The sequence below is a fragment of the Pseudoduganella sp. R-32 genome (assembly GCF_049913245.1).
Lineage (GTDB): Bacteria > Pseudomonadota > Gammaproteobacteria > Burkholderiales > Burkholderiaceae_D > Rugamonas.
Genome location: NZ_CP183987.1, coordinates 614,472 through 639,038 on the forward strand (window position 1 = coordinate 614,472; position 24,567 = coordinate 639,038).

General features: G+C 66.5%; 22 protein-coding genes. 13 read left to right on the top strand and 9 right to left on the bottom strand.

Annotation, left to right across the window (positions count from 1 at the left end; translation table 11 throughout):
* Position 1: 1 nt before the first annotated feature.
* Both ACN9MU_RS02885 and pepA read left to right on the top strand, forming a co-directional pair.
* A complete protein-coding gene (locus ACN9MU_RS02885; RefSeq protein ID WP_426344126.1) occupies positions 2-1,210 on the top strand; it encodes a glycosyltransferase in 1,209 nt (402 codons plus the stop codon).
* A 158-nt stretch (positions 1,211-1,368) separates the two neighbouring features.
* A complete protein-coding gene (gene pepA / locus ACN9MU_RS02890; protein ID WP_426167295.1) occupies positions 1,369-2,262 on the top strand; it encodes a flocculation-associated PEP-CTERM protein PepA in 894 nt (297 codons plus the stop codon).
* A gap of 57 nt (positions 2,263-2,319) precedes the next feature.
* On the opposite strand, the gene ACN9MU_RS02895 is transcribed toward pepA, so the two are convergent.
* The 9 genes from ACN9MU_RS02895 to ACN9MU_RS02935 all read right to left on the bottom strand — a co-directional run bounded on the left by ACN9MU_RS02895 (position 2,320) and on the right by ACN9MU_RS02935 (position 10,218).
* Positions 2,320-3,114: an SDR family NAD(P)-dependent oxidoreductase gene (locus tag ACN9MU_RS02895; RefSeq protein ID WP_426167297.1), complete on the bottom strand. Its 795-nt coding sequence runs from the start codon at positions 3,112-3,114 to the stop codon at positions 2,320-2,322.
* Entirely contained in the window at positions 3,101-4,726 is a 1,626-nt protein-coding gene (locus ACN9MU_RS02900) for a GMC oxidoreductase (protein WP_426344127.1), read from the bottom strand. The genes ACN9MU_RS02895 and ACN9MU_RS02900 overlap by 14 nt, the downstream gene beginning before the upstream one ends.
* Positions 4,727-4,738: 12 nt before the next feature.
* The gene (locus ACN9MU_RS02905; RefSeq protein WP_426167301.1) at positions 4,739-5,587 is read right to left on the bottom strand and encodes a lytic transglycosylase domain-containing protein; all 849 of its coding nucleotides are present in this window, start codon (positions 5,585-5,587) and stop codon (positions 4,739-4,741) included.
* 63 nt (positions 5,588-5,650) lie between these two features.
* A complete protein-coding gene (locus tag ACN9MU_RS02910; RefSeq protein WP_426344128.1) occupies positions 5,651-6,757 on the bottom strand; it encodes a nucleotidyltransferase domain-containing protein in 1,107 nt (368 codons plus the stop codon).
* Positions 6,747-7,661: an HprK-related kinase A gene (locus tag ACN9MU_RS02915; protein WP_426320389.1), complete on the bottom strand. Its 915-nt coding sequence runs from the start codon at positions 7,659-7,661 to the stop codon at positions 6,747-6,749. The genes ACN9MU_RS02910 and ACN9MU_RS02915 overlap by 11 nt, the downstream gene beginning before the upstream one ends.
* The gene (locus tag ACN9MU_RS02920) at positions 7,655-7,888 is read right to left on the bottom strand and encodes an HPr-rel-A system PqqD family peptide chaperone (protein WP_426167307.1); all 234 of its coding nucleotides are present in this window, start codon (positions 7,886-7,888) and stop codon (positions 7,655-7,657) included. Before ACN9MU_RS02920 ends, ACN9MU_RS02915 begins: the two co-directional genes overlap by 7 nt.
* Entirely contained in the window at positions 7,888-8,532 is a 645-nt protein-coding gene (locus ACN9MU_RS02925; protein ID WP_426336822.1) for a hypothetical protein, read from the bottom strand. The genes ACN9MU_RS02920 and ACN9MU_RS02925 overlap by 1 nt, the downstream gene beginning before the upstream one ends.
* A gap of 219 nt (positions 8,533-8,751) precedes the next feature.
* A complete protein-coding gene (locus tag ACN9MU_RS02930) occupies positions 8,752-9,375 on the bottom strand; it encodes an XrtA/PEP-CTERM system exopolysaccharide export protein (RefSeq protein WP_426172102.1) in 624 nt (207 codons plus the stop codon).
* A gap of 69 nt (positions 9,376-9,444) precedes the next feature.
* Positions 9,445-10,218: a S1 family peptidase gene (locus ACN9MU_RS02935; RefSeq protein ID WP_426167311.1), complete on the bottom strand. Its 774-nt coding sequence runs from the start codon at positions 10,216-10,218 to the stop codon at positions 9,445-9,447.
* A gap of 189 nt (positions 10,219-10,407) precedes the next feature.
* Here ACN9MU_RS02935 and ACN9MU_RS02940 point away from each other — a divergent pair, with 189 nt between their 5' ends.
* Genes ACN9MU_RS02940 through ACN9MU_RS02990 form a run of 11 tightly spaced genes read left to right on the top strand, consistent with a single transcriptional unit; the run spans position 10,408 to position 24,567 of the window.
* On the top strand, positions 10,408-11,934 hold the full coding sequence (locus ACN9MU_RS02940; protein ID WP_426167313.1) for an XrtA system polysaccharide chain length determinant: 1,527 nt from the start codon (positions 10,408-10,410) through the stop codon (positions 11,932-11,934).
* Between the two features lie 27 nt (positions 11,935-11,961).
* Complete coding sequence (locus tag ACN9MU_RS02945) at positions 11,962-12,918, top strand: XrtA-associated tyrosine autokinase (protein ID WP_426344129.1); 957 nt, start codon at positions 11,962-11,964, stop codon at positions 12,916-12,918.
* Entirely contained in the window at positions 12,899-14,470 is a 1,572-nt protein-coding gene (locus tag ACN9MU_RS02950) for a TIGR03016 family PEP-CTERM system-associated outer membrane protein (protein WP_426344130.1), read from the top strand. Before ACN9MU_RS02945 ends, ACN9MU_RS02950 begins: the two co-directional genes overlap by 20 nt.
* A gap of 16 nt (positions 14,471-14,486) precedes the next feature.
* Entirely contained in the window at positions 14,487-15,515 is a 1,029-nt protein-coding gene (locus ACN9MU_RS02955) for an XrtA/PEP-CTERM system-associated ATPase (RefSeq protein WP_426344131.1), read from the top strand.
* Positions 15,512-16,642 carry a non-hydrolyzing UDP-N-acetylglucosamine 2-epimerase gene (gene wecB / locus ACN9MU_RS02960; protein WP_426167321.1) on the top strand — a complete coding sequence of 377 codons (1,131 nt, stop codon included), beginning with the start codon at positions 15,512-15,514 and terminating at the stop codon, positions 16,640-16,642. Before ACN9MU_RS02955 ends, wecB begins: the two co-directional genes overlap by 4 nt.
* Positions 16,643-16,644: 2 nt before the next feature.
* On the top strand, positions 16,645-17,490 hold the full coding sequence (locus tag ACN9MU_RS02965; RefSeq protein ID WP_426167323.1) for an XrtA system polysaccharide deacetylase: 846 nt from the start codon (positions 16,645-16,647) through the stop codon (positions 17,488-17,490).
* On the top strand, positions 17,487-18,713 hold the full coding sequence (locus tag ACN9MU_RS02970; RefSeq protein ID WP_426167325.1) for a FemAB family XrtA/PEP-CTERM system-associated protein: 1,227 nt from the start codon (positions 17,487-17,489) through the stop codon (positions 18,711-18,713). Before ACN9MU_RS02965 ends, ACN9MU_RS02970 begins: the two co-directional genes overlap by 4 nt.
* Before the next feature lie 3 nt (positions 18,714-18,716).
* The gene (locus ACN9MU_RS02975) at positions 18,717-19,961 is read left to right on the top strand and encodes a TIGR03087 family PEP-CTERM/XrtA system glycosyltransferase (protein WP_426320398.1); all 1,245 of its coding nucleotides are present in this window, start codon (positions 18,717-18,719) and stop codon (positions 19,959-19,961) included.
* Positions 19,958-21,505 carry an exosortase A gene (gene xrtA, locus ACN9MU_RS02980; RefSeq protein ID WP_426344132.1) on the top strand — a complete coding sequence of 516 codons (1,548 nt, stop codon included), beginning with the start codon at positions 19,958-19,960 and terminating at the stop codon, positions 21,503-21,505. The genes ACN9MU_RS02975 and xrtA overlap by 4 nt, the downstream gene beginning before the upstream one ends.
* Positions 21,506-21,514: 9 nt before the next feature.
* Complete coding sequence (locus tag ACN9MU_RS02985) at positions 21,515-22,684, top strand: TIGR03088 family PEP-CTERM/XrtA system glycosyltransferase (protein WP_426167331.1); 1,170 nt, start codon at positions 21,515-21,517, stop codon at positions 22,682-22,684.
* Positions 22,672-24,567, top strand: a complete 1,896-nt coding sequence (locus ACN9MU_RS02990) for an XrtA/PEP-CTERM system amidotransferase (RefSeq protein ID WP_426320402.1) — start codon at positions 22,672-22,674, stop codon at positions 24,565-24,567. Before ACN9MU_RS02985 ends, ACN9MU_RS02990 begins: the two co-directional genes overlap by 13 nt.

The following is a 24,567-nucleotide window of genomic DNA, read 5'->3' on the forward strand; positions in this document are numbered from 1 at the left end:
AATGACACGCAAGAAAATCCTGTTCCTGGCCGAAGCGGTGACCCTGGCACACGTGGGCCGCCCGCTGGCCCTGTCCGCCAGCCTCGACCGCGAACAGTACGAGGTGCACTTTGCCTGCGCCGAGCGCTACGCCTTTTGCTTCGAGGGCGCGGACCTGGTGCGCTGGACCATCCACAGCATCTCGAACCAGCAATTCCTGCAAGCCCTGGCGGACGGCAAGCCGGTCTATGATGCCGCCACCTTGGACGGCTACGTGGAAGAAGACCTGCAACTGCTGCGCCAGGTCCAGCCCGATATCGTGGTGGGCGATTTCCGCCTGTCGCTGTCGGTCAGCGCGCGCCTGGCCGGCGTGCCCTATGTTTCGCTGATCAATGCCTACTGGAGCCCGTATGTGCACCAGCGCTACATCGTGCCCAGCCTGCCGCTCACGCGCTTCTTGCCGATCGCGCTGGCCAATGCCCTGTTCAAGCTGGCGCGCCCGCTGGCCTTTGCCCTGCACACCATTCCCCTCAACCGGGTGCGGCGCCGGCATGGCCTGCCCTCGCTGGGCTGGGACCTGAACCGCGTCTACACCGACGCCGACCACACCCTGTATGCCGACGTGCCGCAGCTGTTCCCGCCGCACGACCTGCCGGCCAGCCACGCCTTCATCGGCCCCGTGCTGTGGTCGCCGCCGCTGCCGGTGCCGGACTGGTGGGACCAGTTGCCCACCGATCGCCCGCTGGTCTACGTGACCGTGGGCAGCTCGGGCCACGGCGCCTTGCTGCCCGCCGTGCTGCAGGCCCTGGCCAGCTTGCCGGTGACGGTGCTGGCCGCCACCGTCGGCATGGTCAAGCTCGATGCCGTGCCGGCCAATGCCCGGGTGGCCGACTTCCTGCCCGGCGAGGAGGCCGCGCGCCGCGCCGCCCTGGTGATCTGCAATGGCGGCAGCCCGACCAGCCACCAGGCGCTGGCGGCCGGGGTGCCCGTGGTCGGCATTGCCGGCAACCTCGACCAGTTCCTCAACATGGAGGGCATCGTTGCCGCCGGCGCCGGCGCCTTGCTGCGCGCCGACCGCTTCGATGGCGCCGCCTTGCAGCAGGCGGTGCAAGGCTTGCTGGCCACGCCGGCGGCTGGCCTTGCGGCGCGTCAACTAATGGATATATTCAGAAACTATCGCTCTTCGGAAGCGTTTAGCAAGTTACTGTCGAAAATCCTTACAAAGGCATAAGTTAGTATCAACGTGGTACTAACGGTAACAAGCCAAGGTATTGATTTCTAAGGAAACCGGGAAGTTGGCACAACTATTGCTCATAGGAGCTTGTGCCCGCTGCAAGGCCAGATAGCAGCAAAAGGTCAGACAGCCCCTTTTAACTCAGGAGTCAATCAATGAAGATTTTCCGCAAACTGCTCCCGCTCGCTACTGTAGCCGGCCTGTTGTTCGCTGCCGGTGCTGCACAGGCAGACGTGATCACCCCCTTCACCATCAAGGACGGCACCAACGTGCTGGCCACCAATGTCAATTCGCTGGACTGGGCCGAAACCGGCAGCGGCCTGGCCAAAGGCATCGGCCCCTTCGGTGCGCCGCTGGCGGTTGGCACCAAGTTCGACTTCCTGTACCAGGCAACCCTGGTGGGCAAGGCCGGCGGCACCGGCAGCCCATCCCTGGGCGGCAGGCTGGACGGTGAAGCGAACGGTTCGGCCGACGGCCTGTTCGAGATCACCATCGCTGCCCGCATGACCGAGGTGGTGTCGAGCGTGGTGCCAGGCCCCGGCGGCACCGCCACCGCCAACTTCAACCTGGCCCCGGGCCAGAACCAGGTCGCGATCTATTTCGACACCAACCAGAACGCCAACACCGCCACCGGCGTGGGCTTCGACGACGGCATCATGATCGCCCTGCTGACCATCGATACTAACTCGTCCGTGTTCCAGTTGCTGGCGCCTAACAATGGCCAGGGTTCCGCCCGCCTGCACGCCGGCATGCTGTCGCCCGGCGACTTCATCGACGCCAATTACCTGGAAGGCGTCACCAGCCTGCTGTTCGGCATCGATTTCCAGTCGAGCCTGAACTACCCGGCTGACACCTCGACCACCACCGGTTTCCACCGCAATGGCTCGAGCAATAACGGCGACCCGTTCGCGACCGACCTGGTGGCCGGCAACGACATCCTGTTCAAGGTGGACGGCTCGAACCGCTTCACCCGCGTGCCGGAACCAGGCACCATGCTGCTGATGGGCATTGGCCTGCTGGGCCTGGCTCGCCTGCGCCGCCGCGCCTGAGCTGCCGCAGGAAATCAATGGGGACGTACCCTTTCAAGGGGTACGTCCCCTTTTTATTTATTGCGGCGGCTTGAACATCTTGGCGACTTCGCGGATCACCATGCTGTGCGGGAACAGGCCGGCAAAGAAGCGCTGCTTGTAGGTGCCCTTGATCGAGGCCACCACCGGGTCGCCCTTGGCCAGGCCGGCCAGCGAAGCCTGCACCACCTCGGCCGTGCTGCCGCGCGCAACCAGGGCGCTGGCGTAGGCGCCGGCCTTGGCGTCGAATTCGGTGTCGGTCGGGCCCGGCACGAGGGTTTGCACGAGGATGCCGCGCTCCTTCCATTCGCCATGCAGGGCCTGGCTGAAGCTTTGCACGAAGGCTTTCGAGGCGGCATACACGGCCATGTAGGGCACCGGCTGGTAGCTCGCCTGCGAGGACACATTGATCACAGCGCTGCTCGGGTAGGATGCCAGGTCGGGCAGGAAGCGGTAGCACATCTCGACCATGGCGCGGTTGTTGACCTCGATCATGTCGCGGTAATCATCGAGTTCCCAATGCTCGAGGCGGTTCCAGCGTCCGATGCCGGCGATATTGCATAGCAGGCGGATGCGGATGCCGAACGCATCCAGCCGTTCCTTCACATGGGCCACTGCGCCTGGCTTGGCGAGGTCGACGCGTATAACTTCAGCCTTTACGCCCAGTTCCTGCACCGCGCGCCTGGCCAGTTCCTGCAAGCGCTCTTCGCGCCGCCCGACCAGCACCACGTTGACGCCGTTGCGCGCCAGCTCGCGCGCGAATTCGGCGCCGATGCCGCCCGAGGCGCCTGTCACCAGCGCCCAGTGGCCGCGCAAATCTTCAAGCTTGATCATCGTAAATTCCTTTTCCTGTCAGCTGGCGTGCCACGCGCAGGGCATTGGCGGCAATGGTCAGGCTGGGATTGGTCCCGCCGCTGGACGGGAAGAACGAGCCGTCGACCACGTACAGGTTGGTTAGGCCGTGTGCGCGATTGCTGGCGTCGAGGACGCTGCTGCGCGGGTCGCTGCCGAAGCGGCAGGTGCCGCAGGCGTGGGCGATGCGCTGGTTGTTGTCGGCCTGCTTCACCAGGTCGAAGGCATAGGGCTTGAGCGCATCCTTCATCAGCCGGCGCATCGTTTCGATGCGCGCCGCATCATGCGGGCGCACGCGATATTCGAACGCCAGGCGCGCATCGCCGCTGGCCGGCGTGACGCGGTTGTCGGCATACGGCAAGTCTTCCAGCGTGCTGGCCAGCACCAGGCGCTCGTGCACGAATTGCCTGAGGATGGGCTTGATCACCGGTTGCGCCAGCTTGAACAGGGGCGCCAGCCAGGGCAGGGCGCCTTGCCGCAGGTCGTCTTCCATCGACGCCGCCAGCACCGGCACCGGCGGCAGGCGGCCGAACGATTGCACCGAGCCGAGCTTTTGGCCGCCGCGCAGGTAGAAGTCGTTGAAGCCGAATTCCTTTTGCCGGTTGTCGAAACCGGCCGGCGTGCGCGGCTTGATCACGTACAGGTCGATATGGTGGCGCATCAGGTGGCGTCCCACCAGGCCGGAATCGTTGGCCAGGCCTTGCGGCCAGTGCGGGGAGCTTGACTGCAACAGCAGGCGCGGCGTCTCCAATGCGCCGGCCGCCAGGAAGACCTGCTTGCCGCGCAAGGTCAGGCGCTGGCCGCGCTGCTGGCACACCACGCCGGTGACGGCGCTGCGCGTGGCCTCCAGCTGCAGCACTTCGCACTCGTCCATCAGCGTGGCGCCATGCTGCGCCAGGGCCGGTTCCAGGCAGATGCGGCTGGCGTCGTTCTTGCACTGGCGGTCGCACAGGTAACCCTGGCAGGCAGCGCAGCCTTCGACGAATTCACAGGCCAGCGGCAGACGGTAGGGATGCAGCGCGCGCTGGCGGAAGAACTCGAACAGCTCGCCGGAAGCCGGTGTCAGCGGTGGCGGTTGCCGGAAGTGGGCGGCCCAGTCGCCGCTGCCGCCGGTGCGCAGCGGGTCGGGCGTGCCGCGCACGCGGAACAGGCGTTCGGCCTCGGCGTAATGCGGCAGCAGTTCCTCGTAGCCGATCGGCCAGGCCTCGGGCAATGCCGCCTCGGCTGCGTCCGGGTGCTGTGCCCGCGGCGCGAAATCGGCGGGGAAGAAGCGTTCCAGCACCATGCCGTACAGCGCGCTGGAGCCGCCGGTGCCGCTGCCGATGAAGGGGACGAAATGCTGGGTGCGTGGGCCGGCGTTGCTGCGGATGATGTCGCTGTAGCGGCCGGCGCGCTGCAAGGTGGCGCGGTGCTGCGGGCCCGGCGCGGCTGGGGTGGGGAAATGCGTTTCGGCGTAGCTGTCGGTCAGGGCGCCCGGCTGCAGATGGGACTTGCCTTTTTCAAGGAATAACACGCGTTGCCCGGCCTTCGCCAGCGCATAGCCAAGTGGCGCGCCGCCCATGCCGGTGCCGATGATGATCGCGTCCCATTCCATCGGGCAAGGATATCATCGGCGTGATCGAATTGCTATCTGGTGTGTACAGCGCTGCGGCGCCGCTGCCGCGTAAGGATGGCTGGATTTGCCGTACAGCTGGCCGATCCGCCGCACATAGGCGCGCGTCTCGTCGTACGGCGGCACGCCGCCGTACTGGTCGACCGCCTGTTCGCCGGCATTGTAGGCGGCCGTGGCCAGCGCGACGTCGCCGCTGTAGCGCGCCAGCAGCCAGCGCAGGTAGGCCAGGCCGCCGCGCAGGTTCTGCTCGGGGTTGAAGGCGTCGAGCACGCAAAAGCGCGAAGCGGTGGCGGGGATCAGTTGCATCAGCCCGCGTGCGTCGCGCGGTGAAACGGCGCTGCGGTTGAAGCCGGATTCGACGGCGATGACGGCCAGTGCCAGGGCCGGCTCGATCTCGTATTCGGGCGCCAGCCTGTCGACCAGGGCCAGCAGTTGCGGCGACGCCGCCGCATAGTCGGGAATCGGCAAGGCAAGGTCGAGCTCGAGCGCGGGATCGGGCGCCATGCAGGCCGGCAGCGCGGCCCCCGGCGCCGCCGGCAGCAGCGCCTGCATGCGTGCGCTGGCCGCATGGCCCTGTTCGGCAGCCAGGCCGAACAGGCGCCAGGCGGCGCCGTCGTCGTGCGCCACGCCGCGTCCGTTGGCATACATCCAGCCCAGGGCATACTGGGAATCGGGGGCGCCAAGCCGGGCGGCGCGGCAGTACAGCGCTGCGGCCTGGTGCAGGTCGCGCGCCACCCCTTCGCCGTGTTCCAGGCGCTGCGCTTGTTCGTACAGGGTGGCGGCATTCTGCGCGCAGGCAGCGTGGGCCAGCAGGCTGGCCGCCACGAGGGCTGGGAGTCGCATGCAGGCTCCGTGCAAGGCGATGTCCCAGCCATTGTAGCGGGACGGCGCTGGCAGTTGCTGCCGTTATGCGGCCGCACCCTGCGAGTTTTTGGGCGTCAAAAGTGCCTTATGGAACAGGTGGCGCGCCAGGCGCAGCGGCGGCATGCGCAGCCAGTTGCCGCGCACATACAAGAGGAAGTCGGCGACCGCGCCGCCGGCGCCGCGGCAGCTCGGATGGTGGGGCAGCAGCGCACGCATGAACAGCGCATCCATCACGGCCAGCAGTGCGCGCGGCGGGCCGGCGGGCGCGATGGCGGCCAGGGTGGCCGGCGGCACCTCGGTGCCGAGCAGCGCGGCACTGTAGCGCAGGCCGTAGAACATGAAGCGCTGCAGCTGGTGCTGGCGCGCGCGCGCCGGCAGCCCTTCCCAGAAGCCGGGCTCATTGGCGCCGAAATGGGTGAGCAGGCAGTGCAGGTCCCACAGGTCGCGCAAGCCCTTGTCGAACTCGCCGTCGGCAAACAGGTGGGTGGCGCTGTGCAGCACCATGTCCAGCGGCGCCAGGATGGCCGAGCCCGGCGGCGCGGCAGCGCCCGCCAGCGGCCGCGCGGCGGCACGCAGCAGGCGCGCATCTGGGCGCTGGGCGGCCGTGCGCGGCAGGATGGTGTGGTGCACGTCGATGGCGGTCTGGCGCAGCACATGCATCATCGGCGGCAGCTCGTGCATCCACTCGCGGTAGTAGCGCTGGTCGTAGCTGTCATGGTGGGTGCCGACCCAGCCGTGGCGCATCAAGGCCGCTTCCACCTGCGGCAGGCTGTCTTCCGGCACCAGGATGTCGATGTCGGAAAACAGGCGGCCGGCGGCAGGCGGCAGACCGGCTGCGGCATAGGCGCCGCCCTTGAGCAGCAGCAGCGGCACGCCGAGCCCGGCCAGGGCCTTGCCGATCAGGCGGATTTCCCAATAGGTGGCCTGGCGGTGGCGCCGCGCCATGACTGCCGCCCACGCCAGCTGCTCGCGCGCCTGCGGCAAGGCTTGCGCCAGCACGCCGTGCCGCTCCAGCCAGTCATGCAGGGTGGCGCTGAGGTTGGCATTGGCGGCCTGGCGCAGCAGCAGGTCCCAGCCGGCCGGCGGCAGGCCGGCCAGCTGCTGCGGCGCGCGCAGGGCGCGCAGCAGGAGCGGCAACTCAGCTTTCATGGAGGCGGGCAAAGGTGTCCAGGGCTTCATCCAGCGCACTATAGCGGAAGCGGAAGCCGGCTGCCTGCTCGATCAGGCGGCCGAGCGCAGCGAAGCCGGCGGCGCCCAGCACGCTGTAGTTGAAGCTGTTGCCTGCCAGTTCCATGAAGGTGGCAGCGCGCGCCAGCGGTTCCAGCGTGGTGGCGGCGCCGGCGCTGTAATGGGGGAACACGATCCAGGCCGGCTGGGCGCAATCGCCGGCCCGCTGCACGGCATCGCCCGGCGCGCGCATATGGGCCACGGTGCCCTTGGTGGTGTCGTGCACGGGTGTGCTCAGCACCGCGTCCGGCACATAGGCGCGGATGATGTCGATCGAAGCATTCTTCAGGCTGATGGGGCGCGGATTGGGCACCAGCAGGCCGCTCTCGGGATCGAGCAGGGTCAGTTCGTCCGACAGCAGGCGCCAGCCGCCCCTGCCGCACAGGGCGGCGGTCAGCGTGCTCTTGCCCGAGCCGGGCGGCGCCGGCAGGATCACGGCGCGGCCCTGGCGCTCGAGCACGGCCGCATGCACGATCAGGTAGCGGTGGGCGCGGCTCGAGACGCACCAGTTCAGGCCCCATTCGAACATGGGGAAGGCATGTTGCAAGGGCATCGGCTGGAACATTTCGTAGCCGTCGCAGTGCAGCCGTACTTGCGGGCGCAGCCAGCGGCGCGCCGAACGCGGGCGCACCAGGTGCAGGTGGAAGTCGGCGAAATCGCTGTCCTGCAGCAGCGGGTAGTCGCCATACAGATGGCCGATGCCGGCTGCCACGCTGGGCATGTCGGCTTGCAGGCGCACGCTGAAGCGGCCGGTGCGCAGGCGCAAGCCGTCGCCGGCCAGGCGCGCCCGCAGGTCAGCGGGCGCCAGCGAGGCCACGTTCAGCATGGTTCCACCAGGTAGAGTTTGCGCAGTTCGGCCAGGGCCAGCTGCAGTTCCGGGTCGGCCCAGTCTTCAGGCGCCAGTTCGCCGTCGCGCAATGCCTGCAGCAAGTCGAGGGTTGCCTGGTCCAGCAGGTGGGTGGCGCCGGACACTTCGTTGTAGAGCACCACCTGGCCGTCCCAGCTGCGGTGCAGCAGGGACTGGCCCGGCACCAGTTGCCATTGCACCGGCATCAACCCATCGTACCGGCCAGGTAGTCGACCACTTGCTTGGCGTCCCATTGCACGCCGGCAGTCGGGGTGAAGTAGCCGGTATCGCGCAGCTCGTTCCAGATGTTTTGCAGCATCGGCACGGTCTGGAAGCCGGACAGGCCGGCCAGCACGTTCAGGTAGGCTGCCACCAGGTGGGCGCCCAGCTTGTAGGTGTCGAAGTTGGGGCCGTTGCCCAGGATATAGTCCAGGGTGCTATTGTCCGAACCGTAGGTGCTGCTCATTTCGAGGTTGCAGGTGAATACAGTCCGGAACAGGTCGGTCGGCAAGGCGCCGGCCGGCCAGACCTTGTCCGGCAGCGGCGATGGCGTCGGATTCTTGCCGCCGCCCTTGCCGTTGCCGTTGCCATTGCTGCTGCCGCCTGGCGCCGGGTCGGTGTTTTTCCAGGCGCCTGGCGATTTGCCGGCGCAGGCGCCGGGGTCGTTGGGGCGGGCGCTGACCAAGCCGGACTGGAAGCCCGATGGACCGGCGCACACGACCGCCGCCATGCCCGGCTGGCTGTGCAGGGTCAGCAGAACGCCGGATGCTGCGGCACCGGCGCGGGTGAAGCGGCGGCGCGCAGCGCCTTTCGCGCTCAGTTGCTTGCCTGGCTGTTGTTCGTTGGCCACGTCGTCGTCCTTGCGAATTATGTGGGGCAGCTCAGCCGCCCATGATACTTAGTGAACAAGCAAGTACCGTTCCAGATACGAGTTTCACCTATGGAACAGCTGGAAAATCAGGTGCTTAGCCACGGAAAAGGGGGCTCGGATGCCCCCCGGCGGGCAATCATATCTTGAACTGTAAGAATTATCGACACCTAAAGGAAACTATCCAGCTGCTACTTCCTGTCAGAAGAAGCTCTCGGGAATGACCAGGATATCGCCGGGGCGCATCGGCACGTTGGCGGAAATGTCGCCATCCTTGATCAGGTCGTTCAAGCGCACGGTGAACTGTTGCTGCTTGCCGTCGACCATGCGGATGATGCTGGCCTTGTTGCCTGCCGCGAATTCCGTGACCCCGCCGACGGCAATCATCACGTCCAGGATCGACATGTCGCGGCGGTAAGGCAGCGATTGCGGCTTGGCGGCCTGGCCGATCACGCGGATCTGCTCGCCATACGTGCCGACGAAGCCGGTGACGATGACGGTGACCACCGGTTGCTGGATGAACTTAGCCAGCGCTTTTTCGATGTCGCGCGCCAGTTCGGTCGAGGTCTTGCCGCTGGCCGGCAAGTCTTCCACCAGCGGGGTGGTGATCTTGCCGTCAGGGCGCACCGGCACCACTTGCGACACTTCCGGATTGCGCCAGACGATGATGCTCAGGTTGTCGCCCGGGCCAATCAGGTAATCGGTTTGCGGCACGACGCCGGCGTCGGCCGGGGCGCCGCCATGGGGCGTGGAGCAGCCGCCCAGGCCCAGGGCGCCGAGGACCACGGCGCTCGCGGCGAGAACGCGGGCCAGCTTGGTTTGCATATTCACATTATTCTCCTTGTTTGCTTTTTAGCATTGCCTGTTATACCACGAGTCTTGCTATTTTACCTTCTATTTCTGTGCGCCACCTTGTTGCAGCAGTTCGTGCACGTGGCGCACCGGGATCGCGTAGCTGATGCCGCTGGGGGCGGTGATCGCGCTTTCCTTCATGCCCTTGACCAGGGTCATATTGATGACCGCCACCACGGTGCCGGTTTCGGGATCATACACGGGGCTGCCACTATTGCTGGGGTAAGCCGTGCCGTCGAGCTGGTAAATCGTGAACGGGGCGCCACGCTGCAGCTGCAGCACGGCGCGCGGATTGAGGCCGCGCGAAGTCGGGGTCGGCAGGATGGCCGGCGTCTGCGCCGCCAGCAGGGCGCGGTGGGTGACCGGGTTCAGGCCCAGCATGATGCCCAGCGGATAGCCGGTAAACACCAGGTCGCTGCCTTCGTCCAGCATGTCGCTGCTGCCCAGGGTCAGCGCCGGCAGCGGCGTGCCTTTCATGCGCAGGTGCACCAGGTCGTGCGCGCGGTCGATAGTGACCACGCTCGCTTCGCGGAACTGCAGCTGGTCGCCCTTGCCGGTGACAATGCCCAGGGTTTCCAGTTTTTCCGCATCGAGCGCCGTGACCGCATGGGCGTTGGTAATGACCGACAGTCCGTCACCTACCACAAAGCCGGTGGCATGGAATACGATGGCAGGGCTGCGCGTGCGGTTGAAGGTGCCGATGCCGACTACGCTGGGCTTGACCGCGGCGATGGTGCGCGTCAGCGGAGCGGCCCCGGCCAGCGGGCTGGCGCAGCCCAGGCAGGCTGCCAGGAAAAGTGAAATCAGCTTGGCCATGCAGCCTCCAAAATGGTGAATTGCCGTAGGGAAATGTTAAATTCTTTTCGTCAGCAGGGTGCAACAGGCATAAATTAATAGTAACAGGCAGCGCGTTCTGCTGTATGATAGAGATTAGATGTTATTTAGGCAATATTAGATGTGGGCATTGCGACAGTTTGCCTGCCTAACCAGGGATGAGTGATCGAAATGGCAGAGATTTTGGCATTGCTGTTGACCTTTCTTAAGGCAATCGGGAAATACCGCTGGTATGCAGTGGCGATTGCCTGGCTGGTCGCCGTCATCGGCTGGGCGGTGGTGTACCGCCTGCCGAGCGACTACCAGGCGTCGGCCAGGGTGTACGTCGACACCCAGAGCATCCTGAAACCGCTGATGGCGGGCATGACCACCACGCCCAATGTGGAGCAGCAGGTGATGTTCATGCGCCGTACCCTGATCAGCCGGCCCAATGTGGAGCGCGTGCTGCGCATGGTGGACCTGGACATCAAGGCCAAGGACAGCAAGGAGCACGAGCGCCAGGTCGACGAGCTGATGACCGCGATCAAGGTCACCGGCACCGAGCGCGACGACATCTACACCATCTCGTACAACAATGAGAACCCCAAGCTGGGCAAGGACGTGGTGCAGTCGCTGCTGACCATCTTCGTCGAAGGTTCCTTCGGCGGCAAGAAGCAGGATTCGGAAAAGGCCGTGCAGTTCATCGACGACCAGATCAAGATGTACGAGGAGCGCCTGGCAGCCGGCGAAAACGCGCTGAAGGAATTCAAGATCCGCCACATGGGCCTGCTGCCGCGCCAGGGCACCGACTATTCGACCAACCTGGGCGACCTGTCCGAAAAGCTGAACCAGGCGCGCCTGGAACTGCTGGAAGCGGAACAGGCACGCAATGCCATCAAGCGCCAGATTGCCGGCGAAGACATGGCGCCGGCCGCCGATGCCACCAATATTTCCAACCCTGAACTCGACGGCCGCATCTCGACGCTGGAAAAACAGCTCGACAGCCTGCGCATGCAATATACCGAAGAGCATCCGGACATCGTCTCGGCCAAGCGCCTGATCGCCAACCTGCAGCAGCGCAAGAAGGACGAGGCGAAGAAGGCGGCCAAGAGCGGCGACCCGGGCATGGGCTACAGCCCGATGCTGCAGCAAATGAACGTGGCGCTGTCGGTGGAGGAAGCGCGCGTGGCCTCACTCAAGGCGCGCGTTGGCGAATATACCGCGCGCATGGAGCGCATGCGCTCGCAAAGCACGGCAGCACCGGAAGTCGAAGCGCAGCTGGCCCAGCTCAACCGCGACTATTCGATCAACAAGGAAAACTACGAAAAGCTGGTGCAGCGCCGCGAAGCGGCCAAGCTGTCCGGCGACCTCAGCTCGGCAACCGACATGATGAGTTTCCGCGTGATCGACCCGCCGATCGTGCCGCAAACCCCGATCGGCCCCAACCGCCCGCGCTTCTACTCGATCGTGTTCGTGGCGGCCCTGCTGGCCGGCCTGGGCGGTGCGTTCCTGATGAGCCAGGTCCGTCCTACCTTCCTCAGCCAGCACAGCCTGCGCGAAGTGACCGGCGTGCCGATCCTCGGCACCATCGGCATGAACTGGACCGAGCAGCAGCGCGCCTCGCGCCGGCGCCGGCTGTATGCCTTCGGCCTGGCCGTGGCCTCGCTGCTGACCGCCTTTGGCGGTGTCATGACCGTTACCTTGCTGCGCGCCGCTTGAGTCGCGCAACACCCAGGGAGTCCACAAGTGAGCATTATTGAAAAAGCCGCCAATCGCCTCGGGCAAGCGCGTCCTGCCGACGCCGCTGCCGAGACCACCGTTTCCCCAGCACCGGCCGCGGCTCCGGTAGCTGAAGCAGTGCACGCGGCCCCGGCCGCTACTGTTCCGGCTGCTGCCCCGGCCGCGCCGGCCCCGGCGGCAGCGCCGCTGATGCCGACCCTGGCTACCCTGCAGCCGCACGGCGACGCCAGCCGCCGCACCACCCATACTGTGGAGCTGGACCTGATGCGCATGCACGAATCCGGCCTGGTGACTGCTGCCGGCGGCCGCACCGCGCTGGTGGAAGACTTCCGCATCATCAAGCGCCCGCTGATCAAGCGTGCCTTCGGCGCGCGCAAGCCGGGCGACAACCCGGGCAACCTGATCATGATCACCAGCTCGCTGCCCGGCGAAGGCAAGACTTTCTGCGCCATCAACCTGGCCATGAGCATTGCCATGGAACTGGACCACACCGTGCTGCTGGTCGACGCCGACGTGGCGCGTCCTTCGGTGCTGCGCACGCTCGGCCTGCCGGCCCAGCGCGGCCTGATGGATATCCTGCTGGACGACAATGTCGACATGGCCGATGTCATGCTGCGCACCAATGTCAACACCCTGTCGATCCTGCCGGCCGGCACCAGCTCGCCGCGCGCGACCGAGCTGCTGGCTTCGCACATGATGAAAAACCTGGTGAACGAGATCGCGAACCGCTACCCGGACCGTATCGTGATCTTCGATTCGCCGCCGCTGCTGCTGACTTCCGAATCACATGTGCTGGCGTCGAACATGGGCCAGATCGTGATGGTGGTGGAGTCGGAACGCACCACCCAGCACGCGGTCAAGGAGTCGCTGCGCCAGCTCGAGGGCTTGAGCAACGTCAACCTGATCTACAACAAGTCGCGTGAATTCCCGGGTACCGAAACCTATGACTATCACTATGGCTAAGCGCGGCCGCCTGGCCCTGCTGCCGCTGGCAGCGGGCTTGTGCGCAGCGTTTCCGGCGCAGGCCGCATGGGATTTCACGCCCACCGCTGCCGCGCGCGCCACGTATTCCGATAATGTCGGGCTGCAAGCCGATGACCGCGCCGACAGCGGCATGGTGCTGCAGCTCACGCCCGGCTTCCAGTTGCTGAACCACTCGCAGCGCTTCGATTTCAGCCTTGACTATGCGCTGAGCCTGTATGAATACGCCGGCGCGCGCCGCAACGGCGCCCAGCGCCACAACCAGGACCTGAACAGCCAGCTCAAGTCGCGCCTGGTCGAGGACTTCCTGTACCTCGATGCCCAGGCCGGCATCCACCAGCAAGCCACGTCGGCTTTCGGCCCGCTGCAAGCCGGCAACGACTACGTGCGCAGCAACCGCACCGAGGTGCGCACCTACCGCATCAGCCCTTACCTGGTGCACCGCTTCGGCGCCTTTGCCAACGGCCAGCTGCGCTACACCCACGACTCGGTCAGCACCGACAACGCCGGCATGCGCCGCAGCGACGGCAATACCATCAGCGCCCAGCTGGCCAGCGGCGCGACCTTCCGCCGCTTCCTGTGGGATGCCACGGCGTCGCGCTCGGTGATCGACGAGCAGCTGCCCAGCATCGGCGGCGGCGCCGAGCGGCAGCAGACCACCAGTTCCAAGGCCGCTAATGTGAACTTGCGCTATGTCGCCACCCCGCAGCTCAACCTCGGCGTGTACGGCGGCTATGACAGCTACGATTTCAGCAGCGTGGGCGGGGCCCAGTCCGGCGCTGCCTATGGCGGCTCGCTGCAGTGGACGCCGTCCGCGCGCACTTCGGTGCAGGCGACGGCCGGCCACCGCTTCTACGGACCCAGCTACAGCCTGGCGCTGCAGCACCGCAGCCGCGGCACCGTGTGGAATATCGGCTACAGCGATTCGGTCAGTTCGACGCGCAGCCAGTTCGTGCTGCCGCAGGCGATCGACACGGCAGCCATGCTGGACAACCTGTTCCGCGCCCAGATTCCCGACGCGCTGCTGCGCGCGGCCGCCGTGCAGGCGTATATCCAGGCGGCAGGCCTGCCGCCGGCGCTGGCCACCAGCGTCAACTTCCTGAGCAACCGCTATTCGCTCAACAAGCAGCTGAACGCCGGCCTGGCATGGCAGCTGGCGCGCACCACCACCACCTTCAGCATGTTCAAGACCAAGCGCCAGATGCTGTCGAGCCAGCAGGTCGACAGCGTCCTGCTGGGCAACACGCTGTCCACCCTGAACGACAACACCGAACAGGTGGGCGGCATGGCCAGCATCAGCTATCGCCCTGGAGCGCAGACGGTGGCGACCCTGCTGGCCAATGCCTCGAACGTCAAATCGTTGAGCGATGCGCGCAGCAGCACCCATCGCGACCTGCGCTTCAACCTGTCGCGCACTTACAGCACGCGCACCACCGGCATCGTGGAATTGCGCCACGTGCGCGGTTCCACCGGGCTGGGCGGCCAGAAGTACACGGAAAATGCCCTGTCCGCGACACTGACAACGAGATTCTAAGCATCAAGGTCTTCCCATGTATGAGAGCTATTACGGGCTGAGCGACAAGCCCTTCCGCCTGCGGCCCGACCCGCATTTCTTCTTCGGCAGCAAGGGCCACAAGCGGGCCATGGCTTACCTGGAGTACGGCCTGTCGCAGGGCGAGGGCTTCATCGTCATCACCGGCGAAGTCGGGGCCGGCAAGACCACCCTGGTGCGCAACCTGTTCAACCAGATCGCGTCGGACAAGATCGTGACTTGCCACCTGGTCAACACCCACCTCAGTTCCGACGACGTGCTGCGCGGCGTGGTGGGCGGCTTCGGCCTACCGTGCGAGGATGCGGCCAGCAAGACCACCCTGCTGGCCCGCCTGGAAGTTTTCCTGCGCCAGTGTGAGCAGGATGGCAAGCGCGCGCTGCTGGTGGTTGACGAAGCGCAGAACCTGACGCCGAAAGTGGTGGAAGAATTGCGCATGCTGTCCAATTTCCAGACCGACGAGAAATCGCTGCTGCAGACTTTCCTGCTGGGCCAGCCGGAATTCCGCGCCACCCTGCACAGTCCCGGCATGTCGCAGTTGCGCCAGCGCGTGATTGCGACCTACCACCTGGGGCCGATGGACAGCTGCGAAAGCAATGCCTATATCGAGCACCGCATGCGCACTGTCGGCTGGCGCGGCAACCCGCACCTGACGCCAGCTGCCTATGCTGCCGTGTTCGAATATACCGGCGGCATCCCGCGCAAGACCAACCACCTGATGGACCGCCTGCTGCTGATGGGCTTCCTGGAAGAGATGCAGGAATTCACCGATGCCGACGTCGACACGGTGATCCGCGATATCGCGCAGGAATTCCAGCCGCCGCCGCCCGAAGCGGCTGCCGACGGCGCCGATGGCGCGGCCATGCATGCCGCCGGCGCTGGCGGCCTCAGCTTCGGCAACCAGTACCCGGCCGTGCTGGACGAGCGCATGATGCGCGTCGAAAAATCGCTGACGTCGGTGCTGTCGATCCTGAAGAAGATCGTGCGTTCGCCGTCCTCTTACAACATCCAACAGGACAGCAACGAATGAGTGCCTTCCGAATCCTATGCGTCGTCGGCGCGCGGCCGAACTTCATGAAGATGGCGCCCATCATGGCCGCCTTCGCGCAGCTCAAGCCGCAGGTCGAGGCGCTGCTGGTGCACACCGGCCAGCACTACGACGTGGCCATGAACCAGCAGTATTTCGATGCGCTGGGCATCCCGAGCCCGGACATCAACCTGGAAGTCGGCTCCGGCAGCCACGCCCAGCAGACCGCCGAAGTGATGAAGCGCTTCGAGCCGGCCATGGATGAGGTGCAGCCGGCTGCCGTGCTGGTGGTGGGCGACGTCAATTCCACCATCGCCTGCGCGCTGGTGGCGGCCAAGAAGGGCGTGCCGGTGATCCACGTCGAAGCAGGCCTGCGCAGCTTCGACCGCGCCATGCCGGAAGAAATCAACCGCGTGCTGACCGACCAGCTATCGGACCTGCTGTTCACCACCGAGGAGAGCGGCGCCGGCAACCTGGCCAGGGAAGGCATCGCAGGCGGGCGCGTGCACTTCGTCGGCAACGTGATGATCGATACCCTGCGCGCCAACCTGGCGCGCGCCATTCCGGCGCCGCAGATCGCGGCCGGCGCCGGGCGCCCGGACTTCCGGGCCGGCAAGGGCGAATACGCCGTGCTGACCCTGCACCGGCCGTCGAACGTGGACGACAAGGCCGTGCTGCAAGGCTTGCTGGAAACCGCCGCCAGGATTTCGGAACGCACGCCGGTGATCTTCCCGGTGCACCCGCGCACCCGCGCCACCATCGAGAAATTCGGCCTGAGCCACCTGCTGGACCGCCCGGAAGTGCTGCTGCTGCCGCCCATGGGCTACCTCGAGATGCTGGGCCTGATGCGCGATGCGCGCGTGGTGCTGACCGATTCCGGCGGCATCCAGGAAGAGACCACCGCGCTCGGCACGCCATGCATCACGCTGCGCCACAACACCGAGCGCCCGATCACCGTCGACGAAGGCACCAACACCATTGCCGGCAACGACCCGGCGCATGTCTGGGCTGCCTATGAGGCGCAGCTGGCCGGCGCCGGCAAGGCCGGCCGCATCCCGCACTTCTGGGACGGCCGCGCCGCCGAGCGCATTGCCGCCATCGTGCTGGACTGGCTGAAGGCGCGGGGCTGAACATGGGCGCGGCCGTTCGCAATGCCATGACCATCGACGTGGAAGACTACTTCCAGGTGTCGGCGTTCGCGCCGCACATCAGCCGCGAAAGCTGGCCGCAGCGCGAGTGCCGGGTCGAGGCGAACATCGACCGCGTGCTGGCCGTCCTGGACGACGGCCGGGCCAAGGGCACCTTCTTCACCCTGGGCTGGATCGCCGAACGCTATCCGGACATGGTGCGCCGCATCGTCGCCGGCGGCCATGAACTGGCCAGCCACGGCTACGGCCACCTGCGCGCTTCCGACCAGTCGCGCGGGCAGTTCATGGACGATGTCTCGCGCAGCAAGAAGATCCTGGAAGACATCGGCGGCCAGCAGGTGATCGGCTACCGCGCGCCCAGCTTTTCGATCGGGCCGGGCAACCTGTGGGCGCTGGACGTGCTGCAGGAAGCGGGCTACCGCTACAGCTCCTCGATCTACCCGATTGCGCACGACCATTACGGCATGCCCGATGCGCCGCGCTTTGCCTTCCACCCGAACGGCGCGCAAGGCTTGCTGGAAGTGCCGATCACCACCGTGCGCATCGGCCAGCGCAACCTGCCGGCCGGCGGCGGCGGCTATTTCCGGCTGCTGCCCTATGCGCTGTCGCGCGGCATGATGCGGCGCGTGAACAGGCAAGACGGCCAGCCGGCCATCTTCTACTGCCACCCGTGGGAGCTCGATCCGGGCCAGCCGCGCCCTGAAGGGCTGGGGCTGAAGACGCGCTTCCGCCATTACGTCAACCTGCACCGCATGGAGTCGCGCATCAGGGCCCTGACGCGCGACTTCGCGTGGGATCGCATGGACCGCATTTTCCTGGGGCAGCAATGACGTCGATTATCGAAGCGGCGGCGGAGCGCCGCGCGGCACGCGCCAAGGCGGAAGCGGAAGCGGCGACGGCGCTGGCAGTGGCCGCCGGCAAACCGGTAAACCAGTGTCAGGCACAAGAGCCTGACACTTGCCAGGCAGCTGCTGCGGATCAGGGTCAGACCCTCGGGTCTGACCCAGGTTTACCGGTGTTGGTGCAGTTGCTGGGCAGCAGCCCCGACGAACGCGCCCGCTGGGACGCCTTCGTCCAGGCTTGCCCGGAAGCGACCTTCTTCCACCGCAGCGGCTGGCAAACCATCATCGAGCAATGCTACGGCCACCCGACCTGGTTCTTCTACGTGGAAGAGGGCGGCGTGATCACCGGCGTGCTGCCGCTGGCGCGCATGAAAAGCCGCATGTTCGGGCACTACCTCGCCTCGCTTCCCTTCTGCGTCTACGGCGGCGTGGCAGCCAGCACCGACACCGCGCGCAAGCTGCTGGACCAGGCTGCCGAAGAACTGGCCGCCTCGCTCGGCGTGGGCCACCTGGAATACCGCAACTACGCGGCGGCCCACCCAGGCGACCCGAAATGGCAGGGCAAGGACCTGTACTACACCTTCCGCAAGGCGATCAGCGGCAACGACGAAGAAAACATGAACGCCATCCCGCGCAAGCAGCGCGCGATGGTGCGCAAGGGCATCAAGCTCAATCTGCAGGGCGAGGTGGACGACAACGTCGACCGCATGTTCACCGCCTACGCCCACAGCGTGCACCGCCTGGGCACGCCGGTCTTTCCGAAGAAGTATTTCGCCCTGCTCAAGGAAACCTTCAAGGACGATTGCGAGGTGCGCGTCATCACGCAGGACGGCAAGCTGGTGGCCGGCGTGCTGAGCTTCTTCTTCCGCGACGAAGTGCTGCCCTACTACGGCGGCGGCATGGACCTTGCGCGCGAGGTGGCCGGCAATGACTTCATGTACTGGAACCTGATGCAGGCTGCGGCCGCCAAAGGCTACCGCATGTTCGACTTCGGCCGCAGCAAGAAGGGCACCGGCGCCTTCGACTTCAAGAAGAACTGGGGCTTCACGGCCCAGCCGCTGCCTTATGAATACCAGCTGTTCGCGGCCGACGCGCTGCCGGACGTGAACCCGCTGAACCCGAAATACCAGCTTTTCATCAAGCTGTGGAAGGCAATGCCGCTGCCGCTGGCCAATGCGCTCGGCCCTTTCATCGTCAAGAACCTGGGGTAAATCGTGGAAGACCTGCTGCTGCTGGTGCATCGCATGCCCTATCCGCCCAACAAGGGCGACAAGATCCGCTCCTGGCATTTGCTCAAGCACCTGGCGCAACGCTACCGCGTGCACCTGGCCACCTTTGTCGACGATCCGGACGACTGGCAGCACGTGCCCGTGCTGCAGGAGACCTGCGCCTCGTCGCATTTCCTGCCGCTGGCGCCGCGCGCGGCGCGCTTGCGCAGCCTGGGTGCCGTGCTGCGCAACCGCGCCCTGTCCTACGACTATTACCGCCATGCCGGCATGCAGCGCTGGGTCGACGACACCATGCGCCGGCATGGCATCGGCCGCATCGTGGTGTTTTCCTCGCCGATGGCGCAGTACGCCGAGGCCTGGCCGCAAGCGCGCCGGGTGATCGACTTCGTCGACGTCGATTCCGACAAATGGCGCCAGTACGCCGAGCGCAAGCCGTGGCCGGCCAGTGCGGTCTTCAGCTACGAGGCCAGCCGCCTGCTGCGCTATGAGCGCCAGGTTGCGGCCAGCTTCGACGCCGCGCTCTTCGTTTCCGCGCCGGAGGCCGAACTGTTCCGCCGCCTGGCGCCGGAAAGCGCTGCGCGCATCGGCTCCTTCAGCAACGGCGTCGACACGGCATTCTTCGCGCCGGGAAGCTACGCCAATCCCTACGCGCCCGGCGAAAAGGCGCTGGTGTTCTGCGGCGCCATGGATTACTGGCCGAATATCGATGCCGTGCAATGGTTCGCGGACGAGGTGCTGCCGGCCCTGCGCGAGCGCGATCCTGCGGCGCGCTTCGTGATCGTCGGCGCCCGCCCGTCGGCCGAGGTGCAGGCGCTGGCGGCGCGGCCCGGCGTTACCGTGACGGGGACCGTCCCTGACGTGCGGGCCTATGTGGCGCATGCCGCGCTGTCGGTAGCGCCGCTGCGCATCGCGCGCGGCATCCAGAACAAGGTGCTGGAAGCGATGGCGATGGCGAAAGCGGTGCTGGTGACGCCGCAGGCGCTGGAAGGCATCGATGCGGAAGTGGGGCGCGAACTGCTGCTGGCTGACGATGCCGCGCGCTGGATTGCCGCCGCAACGGCTGCCCTGGCCGGCCCGGCAAGCGGGCTTGACGCACTTGGCGCTGCGGCGCGCGCGCGCGTCGTGGCGGACTACAGCTGGGATGCCCGGCTGGCGCCCCTGGACCGCATGATCGAAACCCCGGCTGCGCGGCAAGCTGGCGCAGCCCCAGCCCTTTGGACACCGGCATGAATACCCTACCTTCCACCGGACCTGCCACGGCGCCCGGCGCGGCGACCGGACCCGTAGCGCACGCCCGCAACGCGCTGCTGGTGGCGCTGGTCATGCTGCTGCCGCTGCTGGTGTTCCATGAAACCGCCTTCAGCATCGCCCAGATCTGGGAGCGCTCCGAGACCTTTGCGCACGGTTACCTGATCCTGCCCATCAGCCTGTGGCTGGTGTGGCGCGAGCGCGCGGCGCTGCAGCAGTTGCCGCTGCAGCCGTGCTGGCCGGCCTTGCTCCTGCTGGCCGGCTGCGGCGCGGCCTGGCTGTTGGCCGACCTGGCTGAAGTGGGCATCGTGCGCCAGTACGCGCTGGCCGCCATGCTGCCGCTGACCGTGCTGGCCGTGCTGGGCAAGCGCATTGCCGGCGCCTTGCTGTTCCCGTTGGCCTTCATCCTGTTCGCGGTGCCGGTCGGCGAAAGCCTGGTGCCGCCGCTGATCGACCTGACCGCCAACTTCACCGTCCAGGCGCTGCGCCTGACCGGCATACCAGTCCTGCGCGAAGGGAACAACTTCGCCATCCCCAGCGGCAACTGGTCGGTGGTCGATGCCTGCAGCGGCCTGCGCTACCTGATCTCGTCGATCACCCTGGGCTGCCTGTTTGCCTATCTGAGCTACCGCACCGCCTGGCGCCGCGCCGCCTTCATCGTGGCATCGATCCTGGTACCGATCGCGGCCAACGGGGTGCGCGCCTACATGATCGTGATGATGGGCCACCTGAGCGGCATGACGCTGGCGGTCGGCGTCGACCACCTGATCTACGGCTGGCTGTTCTTTGGCATCGTCATGCTGCTGCTGTTCTGGGTCGGCAGCTTCTGGCGCGAAGACGCCCAGGCGGCGCGCAGCGGCCCGGCCGCGGCCCGGCCGCCGCTGGCCTTGCCCTTGCGCCCGCTGGCCGGCGGCGTGGCGGCCGTGCTGGCCGTGCTGGTGGTGTGGCCGGCGCTGGCTGCGCGCGCCGACCAGGCCACCGTGGCCGCAGCGCCAGCCAGTCTCGCGCTGGCCTCGCCGGCGCCGGCCGGACCGGCCTTCACCACCTGGCAGCCCGACTATGCCCCGGCCAGCAGCACGCTGCGCCAGTTCTATCCCGGCAAGCCGCCGGTCGGCCTGACCGTGCTGTTCTACCGCGATGCCCCGGGCAGCGCCAAGCTGGTCAGCTCGACCAACCGCATCGGCCAGCAGAAGGGCGCGTTCCACGAAAACAGTTCGGGCCTGCGCGACGAGAATTTCGGCGGCCGCCATATGGCCGTGCGCGAAGCCATGCTGGGCTTTGAGGGACGGCGCCTGCTCGTGTGGCAGTGGTACTGGGTCAACGGCAGCATGACCAGCAGCCATTACGTCGGCAAGCTGCTGCAGATCAAGGGCAAGCTCCTGGCCGGCAACGGCGATGGCGCAGCCGTGATGGTGTTTGCACCCTATGATGAAGACCCGGCTGCGGCGCGTGCCGCCATGCGCGCCTTCCTGGATAGCAACCTCGAGCCATTGGACCGGGCCCTGGCCGGCACCCGGCGTCCCTGATTCCCTGCCATGAACGACATCCCACTCATCGTCCACCTGACGTATGCCCTGGATTTTGGCGGCATGGAAAACCTCATGGTCGAGCGCATCAACCGCATGCCTGCCGAGCGTTACCGCCACGCCATCGTGTGCCTGACGCGGGTCAACCCGGACTTCGTCAAGCGCATCAGCAAGCCCGGCGTCGCCGTGCATACCCTGGGCAAGCAGCCCGGCCTGTCGCCGGCCACGCACGGCGTGCTGTGGCGCCTGTTGCGCGCGCTGCAGCCGGCCGTGCTGCACACCTATAACTTCTCGGCCATCGAATATGCGCCGGCGGCGCTGCTGGCCGGGGTGCCGGTGCGCGTCAACGGCGCCCATGGCCGCGACCACACCGACCCGGACGGCAGCAACCGCAAGCACAATTTCCTGCGCCGCCTGATGCTGCCGTTCTACGACGTGTGCTATGCCAATTCGGCCGCCATGGAACAGTGGAACCGCGACGTGATCGGCGTGCCTCCTGCCAAGAGCCGCCTGCTGGCCAACGGCATCGACACCGAGCGCTTCCGCGTGCGCGGCGACAGCGAGGCGCGTCCCTTCTTCAACGATGGCGAAATCGTCATCGGCGCGGTCGGCCGCGTGCAGGACGTGAAGGATCACGCCACCCTGATGGATGCCTTCCTGCTGCTGCGCCAATTGCTGCCGCAGCAGAGCGAACGCCTGCGGCTGGCGATTGTCGGCGACGGCCCGCTGCTGCAGAAATTGCGCGACAAGGCGGCCGCAGCCGGCATTGCCGGCGCCGTGTGGCTGCCGGGTGCGCGCAACGACGTGCCCGACATCCTGCGCAGCTTCGACGTCTTCGCCATGTCTTCGATCGCCGAGGGCACGCCCGGCTCGGCCCTGGAAGCCATGGCCAGCGGCCTGCCGGTGGTGGGCACGCGCGTGGGCGGCATACCGGAAGTGATCGAAAACGGCATCACCGGCCAGCTGGTGCCGCCGTCGAACGCGGCCGCCATGGCGGCCGCGCTGAAGCACTATGTGGAAGCGCCGGCGCTGGCGCGCCGCCACGGCCAGGCCGGCCGCGAGCGGGTGCTGCGCAAGTACAGCATGCCGGCCATGGTGGCCGGCTACCAGGACATGTACGACAGTTTGTGCGAACGCAAGCTCAAGATAAGAAAGCCAGTACCATCATGTGCGGAATAACAGGGATCATGGATGCGCGCGGCGGGCGCGCGGTGGACGAGGCGCTGCTGCGCCGCATGAACGACACCCAGCATCATCGCGGGCCCGACGAGGGCGACGTGTATATCGAGCCGGGCGTGGGCTTTGGCCACCGCCGCCTGTCGGTGATCGACATTGCGCTCGGCCAGCAGCCGCTTGGCAACGAAGACGGCAGCGTGATGGTCTGCTACAACGGCGAGATCTACAACTACCGCGAACTGACCGCGCAGCTGAAAGCGCTCGGCCACACCTTCAAGACCAGGAGCGACACCGAAGTGATCGTGCACGCCTGGGAAGAGTGGGGCGAGGATTGCGTGCACCATTTCCGCGGCATGTTCGCCATCGGCCTGTGGGACCGCAACAAGCAGGTGATGTTCCTGGCGCGCGACCGACTGGGCGTCAAGCCGCTGTATTACGCCATGACGCCGGACGGCTGGTTCGCCTTCAGCTCCGAACTGAAGGCGCTGCGCATGCATCCATCGCTGCCGCGCGAGATCGACCCGCAAGCGGTGGAAGACTATTTCGCCTACGGCTACGTGCCGGAGCCGAAGACCATCTACAAGGGCGCGCTCAAGCTGTCGCCGGGCTTCCGCCTGACCCAGAAAGTCGGCGCGCCGCTGGCGGCGCCGGAGCAGTTCTGGGACGTGCCGTTCAAGCTGCACGAAAAGATGACCGAGAGCGATGCCCAGGGCGAACTGGTGGAGCGCCTGCGCGAGGCGGTGAAGATCCGCCTGGTGGCGGAAGTGCCGCTGGGCGCCTTCCTGTCCGGCGGCGTCGATTCCTCCGCCGTGGTGGCCATGATGGCCGGTTTGGATGAAGGCGCCGTGCACACCTGCTCGATCGCCTTCAAGGACAAGGCTTTCGACGAATCGGAATACGCGCGGCAGGTGGCCGGGCTGTACAAGACCGACCACTTCGTGGAAACCGTCGACACCGACGACTACGGCCTGCTCGACACCCTGGCCCACCTGTACGACGAACCGTATGCCGACAGTTCGGCGATCCCGACCTACCGCGTCTGCCAGCTGGCGCGCAAGCGCGTCACCGTGGCGCTGTCGGGCGACGGCGGCGACGAGAACCTGGCCGGCTACCGCCGCTACCGCTATGCGATGGCGGAGCAGAGCGTGCGCGGGCGCATTCCCGAAGCGCTGCGCAAGCCGGTGTTCGGCACCCTGGGCCGGGTCTACCCGAAGGCCGACTGGGCGCCGCGCGTGCTGCGCGCCAAGACCACCTTTGAAGCGCTGTCTCGCGACCTGGTGGAGGGCTATTTCCACGGCGTGTCGATCATGTCCGACGCCATGCGCGCACGCCTCTTTTCGGCGAAATTCCGCGCCGGCCTGCAGGGCTATGGCGCGATCGACGTGATGCGCGGCCACGCGGCCAGGTCGCCGACCGACGATCCGCTGTCGATGATCCAGTACCTGGACATGAAGACCTACCTGCCGGGCGACATCCTGACCAAGGTCGACCGCGCCTCGATGGCGCATGCGCTGGAAGTGCGGGTGCCGCTGCTGGACCACAAGCTGGTCGAGTGGATTTCCGGCCTGCCGCCGGAGATGAAGCTGAAGGGCAGCGAAGGCAAGTACATCTTCAAGAAATCGATGGAGAAGTACCTGCCGCACGATATCCTGTACCGCCGCAAGCAGGGCTTCGCGGTGCCGCTGGCGGCCTGGTTCCGCGGCCCGCTGCGCGCGCGCGTGCAGCAGGCGTTGCTGGGGCCGGCCCTGGCCGATACCGGCATGTTCAACCAGGACTTCCTGCGCGAACTGGTGGAGCAGCACCTGTCCGGCCGGCGCGACTACAGCGCCCCGATCTGGTCCCTGCTGATGTTTGAAGCCTTCCTGAAAAAAGAGATGCAGGCATGA

Bases quoted from the DNA above. Each gene is read 5' to 3' on its own strand.
- ACN9MU_RS02885 (WP_426344126.1), top strand. From the start codon at position 2: ATGACACGCAAGAAAATCCTGTTCCTGGCCGAAGCGGTGACCCTGGCA.
- pepA (WP_426167295.1), top strand. From the start codon at position 1,369: ATGAAGATTTTCCGCAAACTGCTCCCGCTCGCTACTGTAGCCGGCCTG.
- ACN9MU_RS02895 (WP_426167297.1), bottom strand. From the start codon at position 3,114: ATGATCAAGCTTGAAGATTTGCGCGGCCACTGGGCGCTGGTGACAGGC.
- ACN9MU_RS02900 (WP_426344127.1), bottom strand. From the start codon at position 4,726: ATGGAATGGGACGCGATCATCATCGGCACCGGCATGGGCGGCGCGCCA.
- ACN9MU_RS02905 (WP_426167301.1), bottom strand. From the start codon at position 5,587: ATGCGACTCCCAGCCCTCGTGGCGGCCAGCCTGCTGGCCCACGCTGCC.
- ACN9MU_RS02910 (WP_426344128.1), bottom strand. From the start codon at position 6,757: ATGAAAGCTGAGTTGCCGCTCCTGCTGCGCGCCCTGCGCGCGCCGCAG.
- ACN9MU_RS02915 (WP_426320389.1), bottom strand. From the start codon at position 7,661: ATGCTGAACGTGGCCTCGCTGGCGCCCGCTGACCTGCGGGCGCGCCTG.
- ACN9MU_RS02920 (WP_426167307.1), bottom strand. From the start codon at position 7,888: ATGCCGGTGCAATGGCAACTGGTGCCGGGCCAGTCCCTGCTGCACCGC.
- ACN9MU_RS02930 (WP_426172102.1), bottom strand. From the start codon at position 9,375: ATGCAAACCAAGCTGGCCCGCGTTCTCGCCGCGAGCGCCGTGGTCCTC.
- ACN9MU_RS02935 (WP_426167311.1), bottom strand. From the start codon at position 10,218: ATGGCCAAGCTGATTTCACTTTTCCTGGCAGCCTGCCTGGGCTGCGCC.
- ACN9MU_RS02940 (WP_426167313.1), top strand. From the start codon at position 10,408: ATGGCAGAGATTTTGGCATTGCTGTTGACCTTTCTTAAGGCAATCGGG.
- ACN9MU_RS02950 (WP_426344130.1), top strand. From the start codon at position 12,899: ATGACTATCACTATGGCTAAGCGCGGCCGCCTGGCCCTGCTGCCGCTG.
- ACN9MU_RS02955 (WP_426344131.1), top strand. From the start codon at position 14,487: ATGTATGAGAGCTATTACGGGCTGAGCGACAAGCCCTTCCGCCTGCGG.
- wecB (WP_426167321.1), top strand. From the start codon at position 15,512: ATGAGTGCCTTCCGAATCCTATGCGTCGTCGGCGCGCGGCCGAACTTC.
- ACN9MU_RS02965 (WP_426167323.1), top strand. From the start codon at position 16,645: ATGGGCGCGGCCGTTCGCAATGCCATGACCATCGACGTGGAAGACTAC.
- ACN9MU_RS02970 (WP_426167325.1), top strand. From the start codon at position 17,487: ATGACGTCGATTATCGAAGCGGCGGCGGAGCGCCGCGCGGCACGCGCC.
- xrtA (WP_426344132.1), top strand. From the start codon at position 19,958: ATGAATACCCTACCTTCCACCGGACCTGCCACGGCGCCCGGCGCGGCG.
- ACN9MU_RS02985 (WP_426167331.1), top strand. From the start codon at position 21,515: ATGAACGACATCCCACTCATCGTCCACCTGACGTATGCCCTGGATTTT.
- ACN9MU_RS02990 (WP_426320402.1), top strand. From the start codon at position 22,672: ATGTGCGGAATAACAGGGATCATGGATGCGCGCGGCGGGCGCGCGGTG.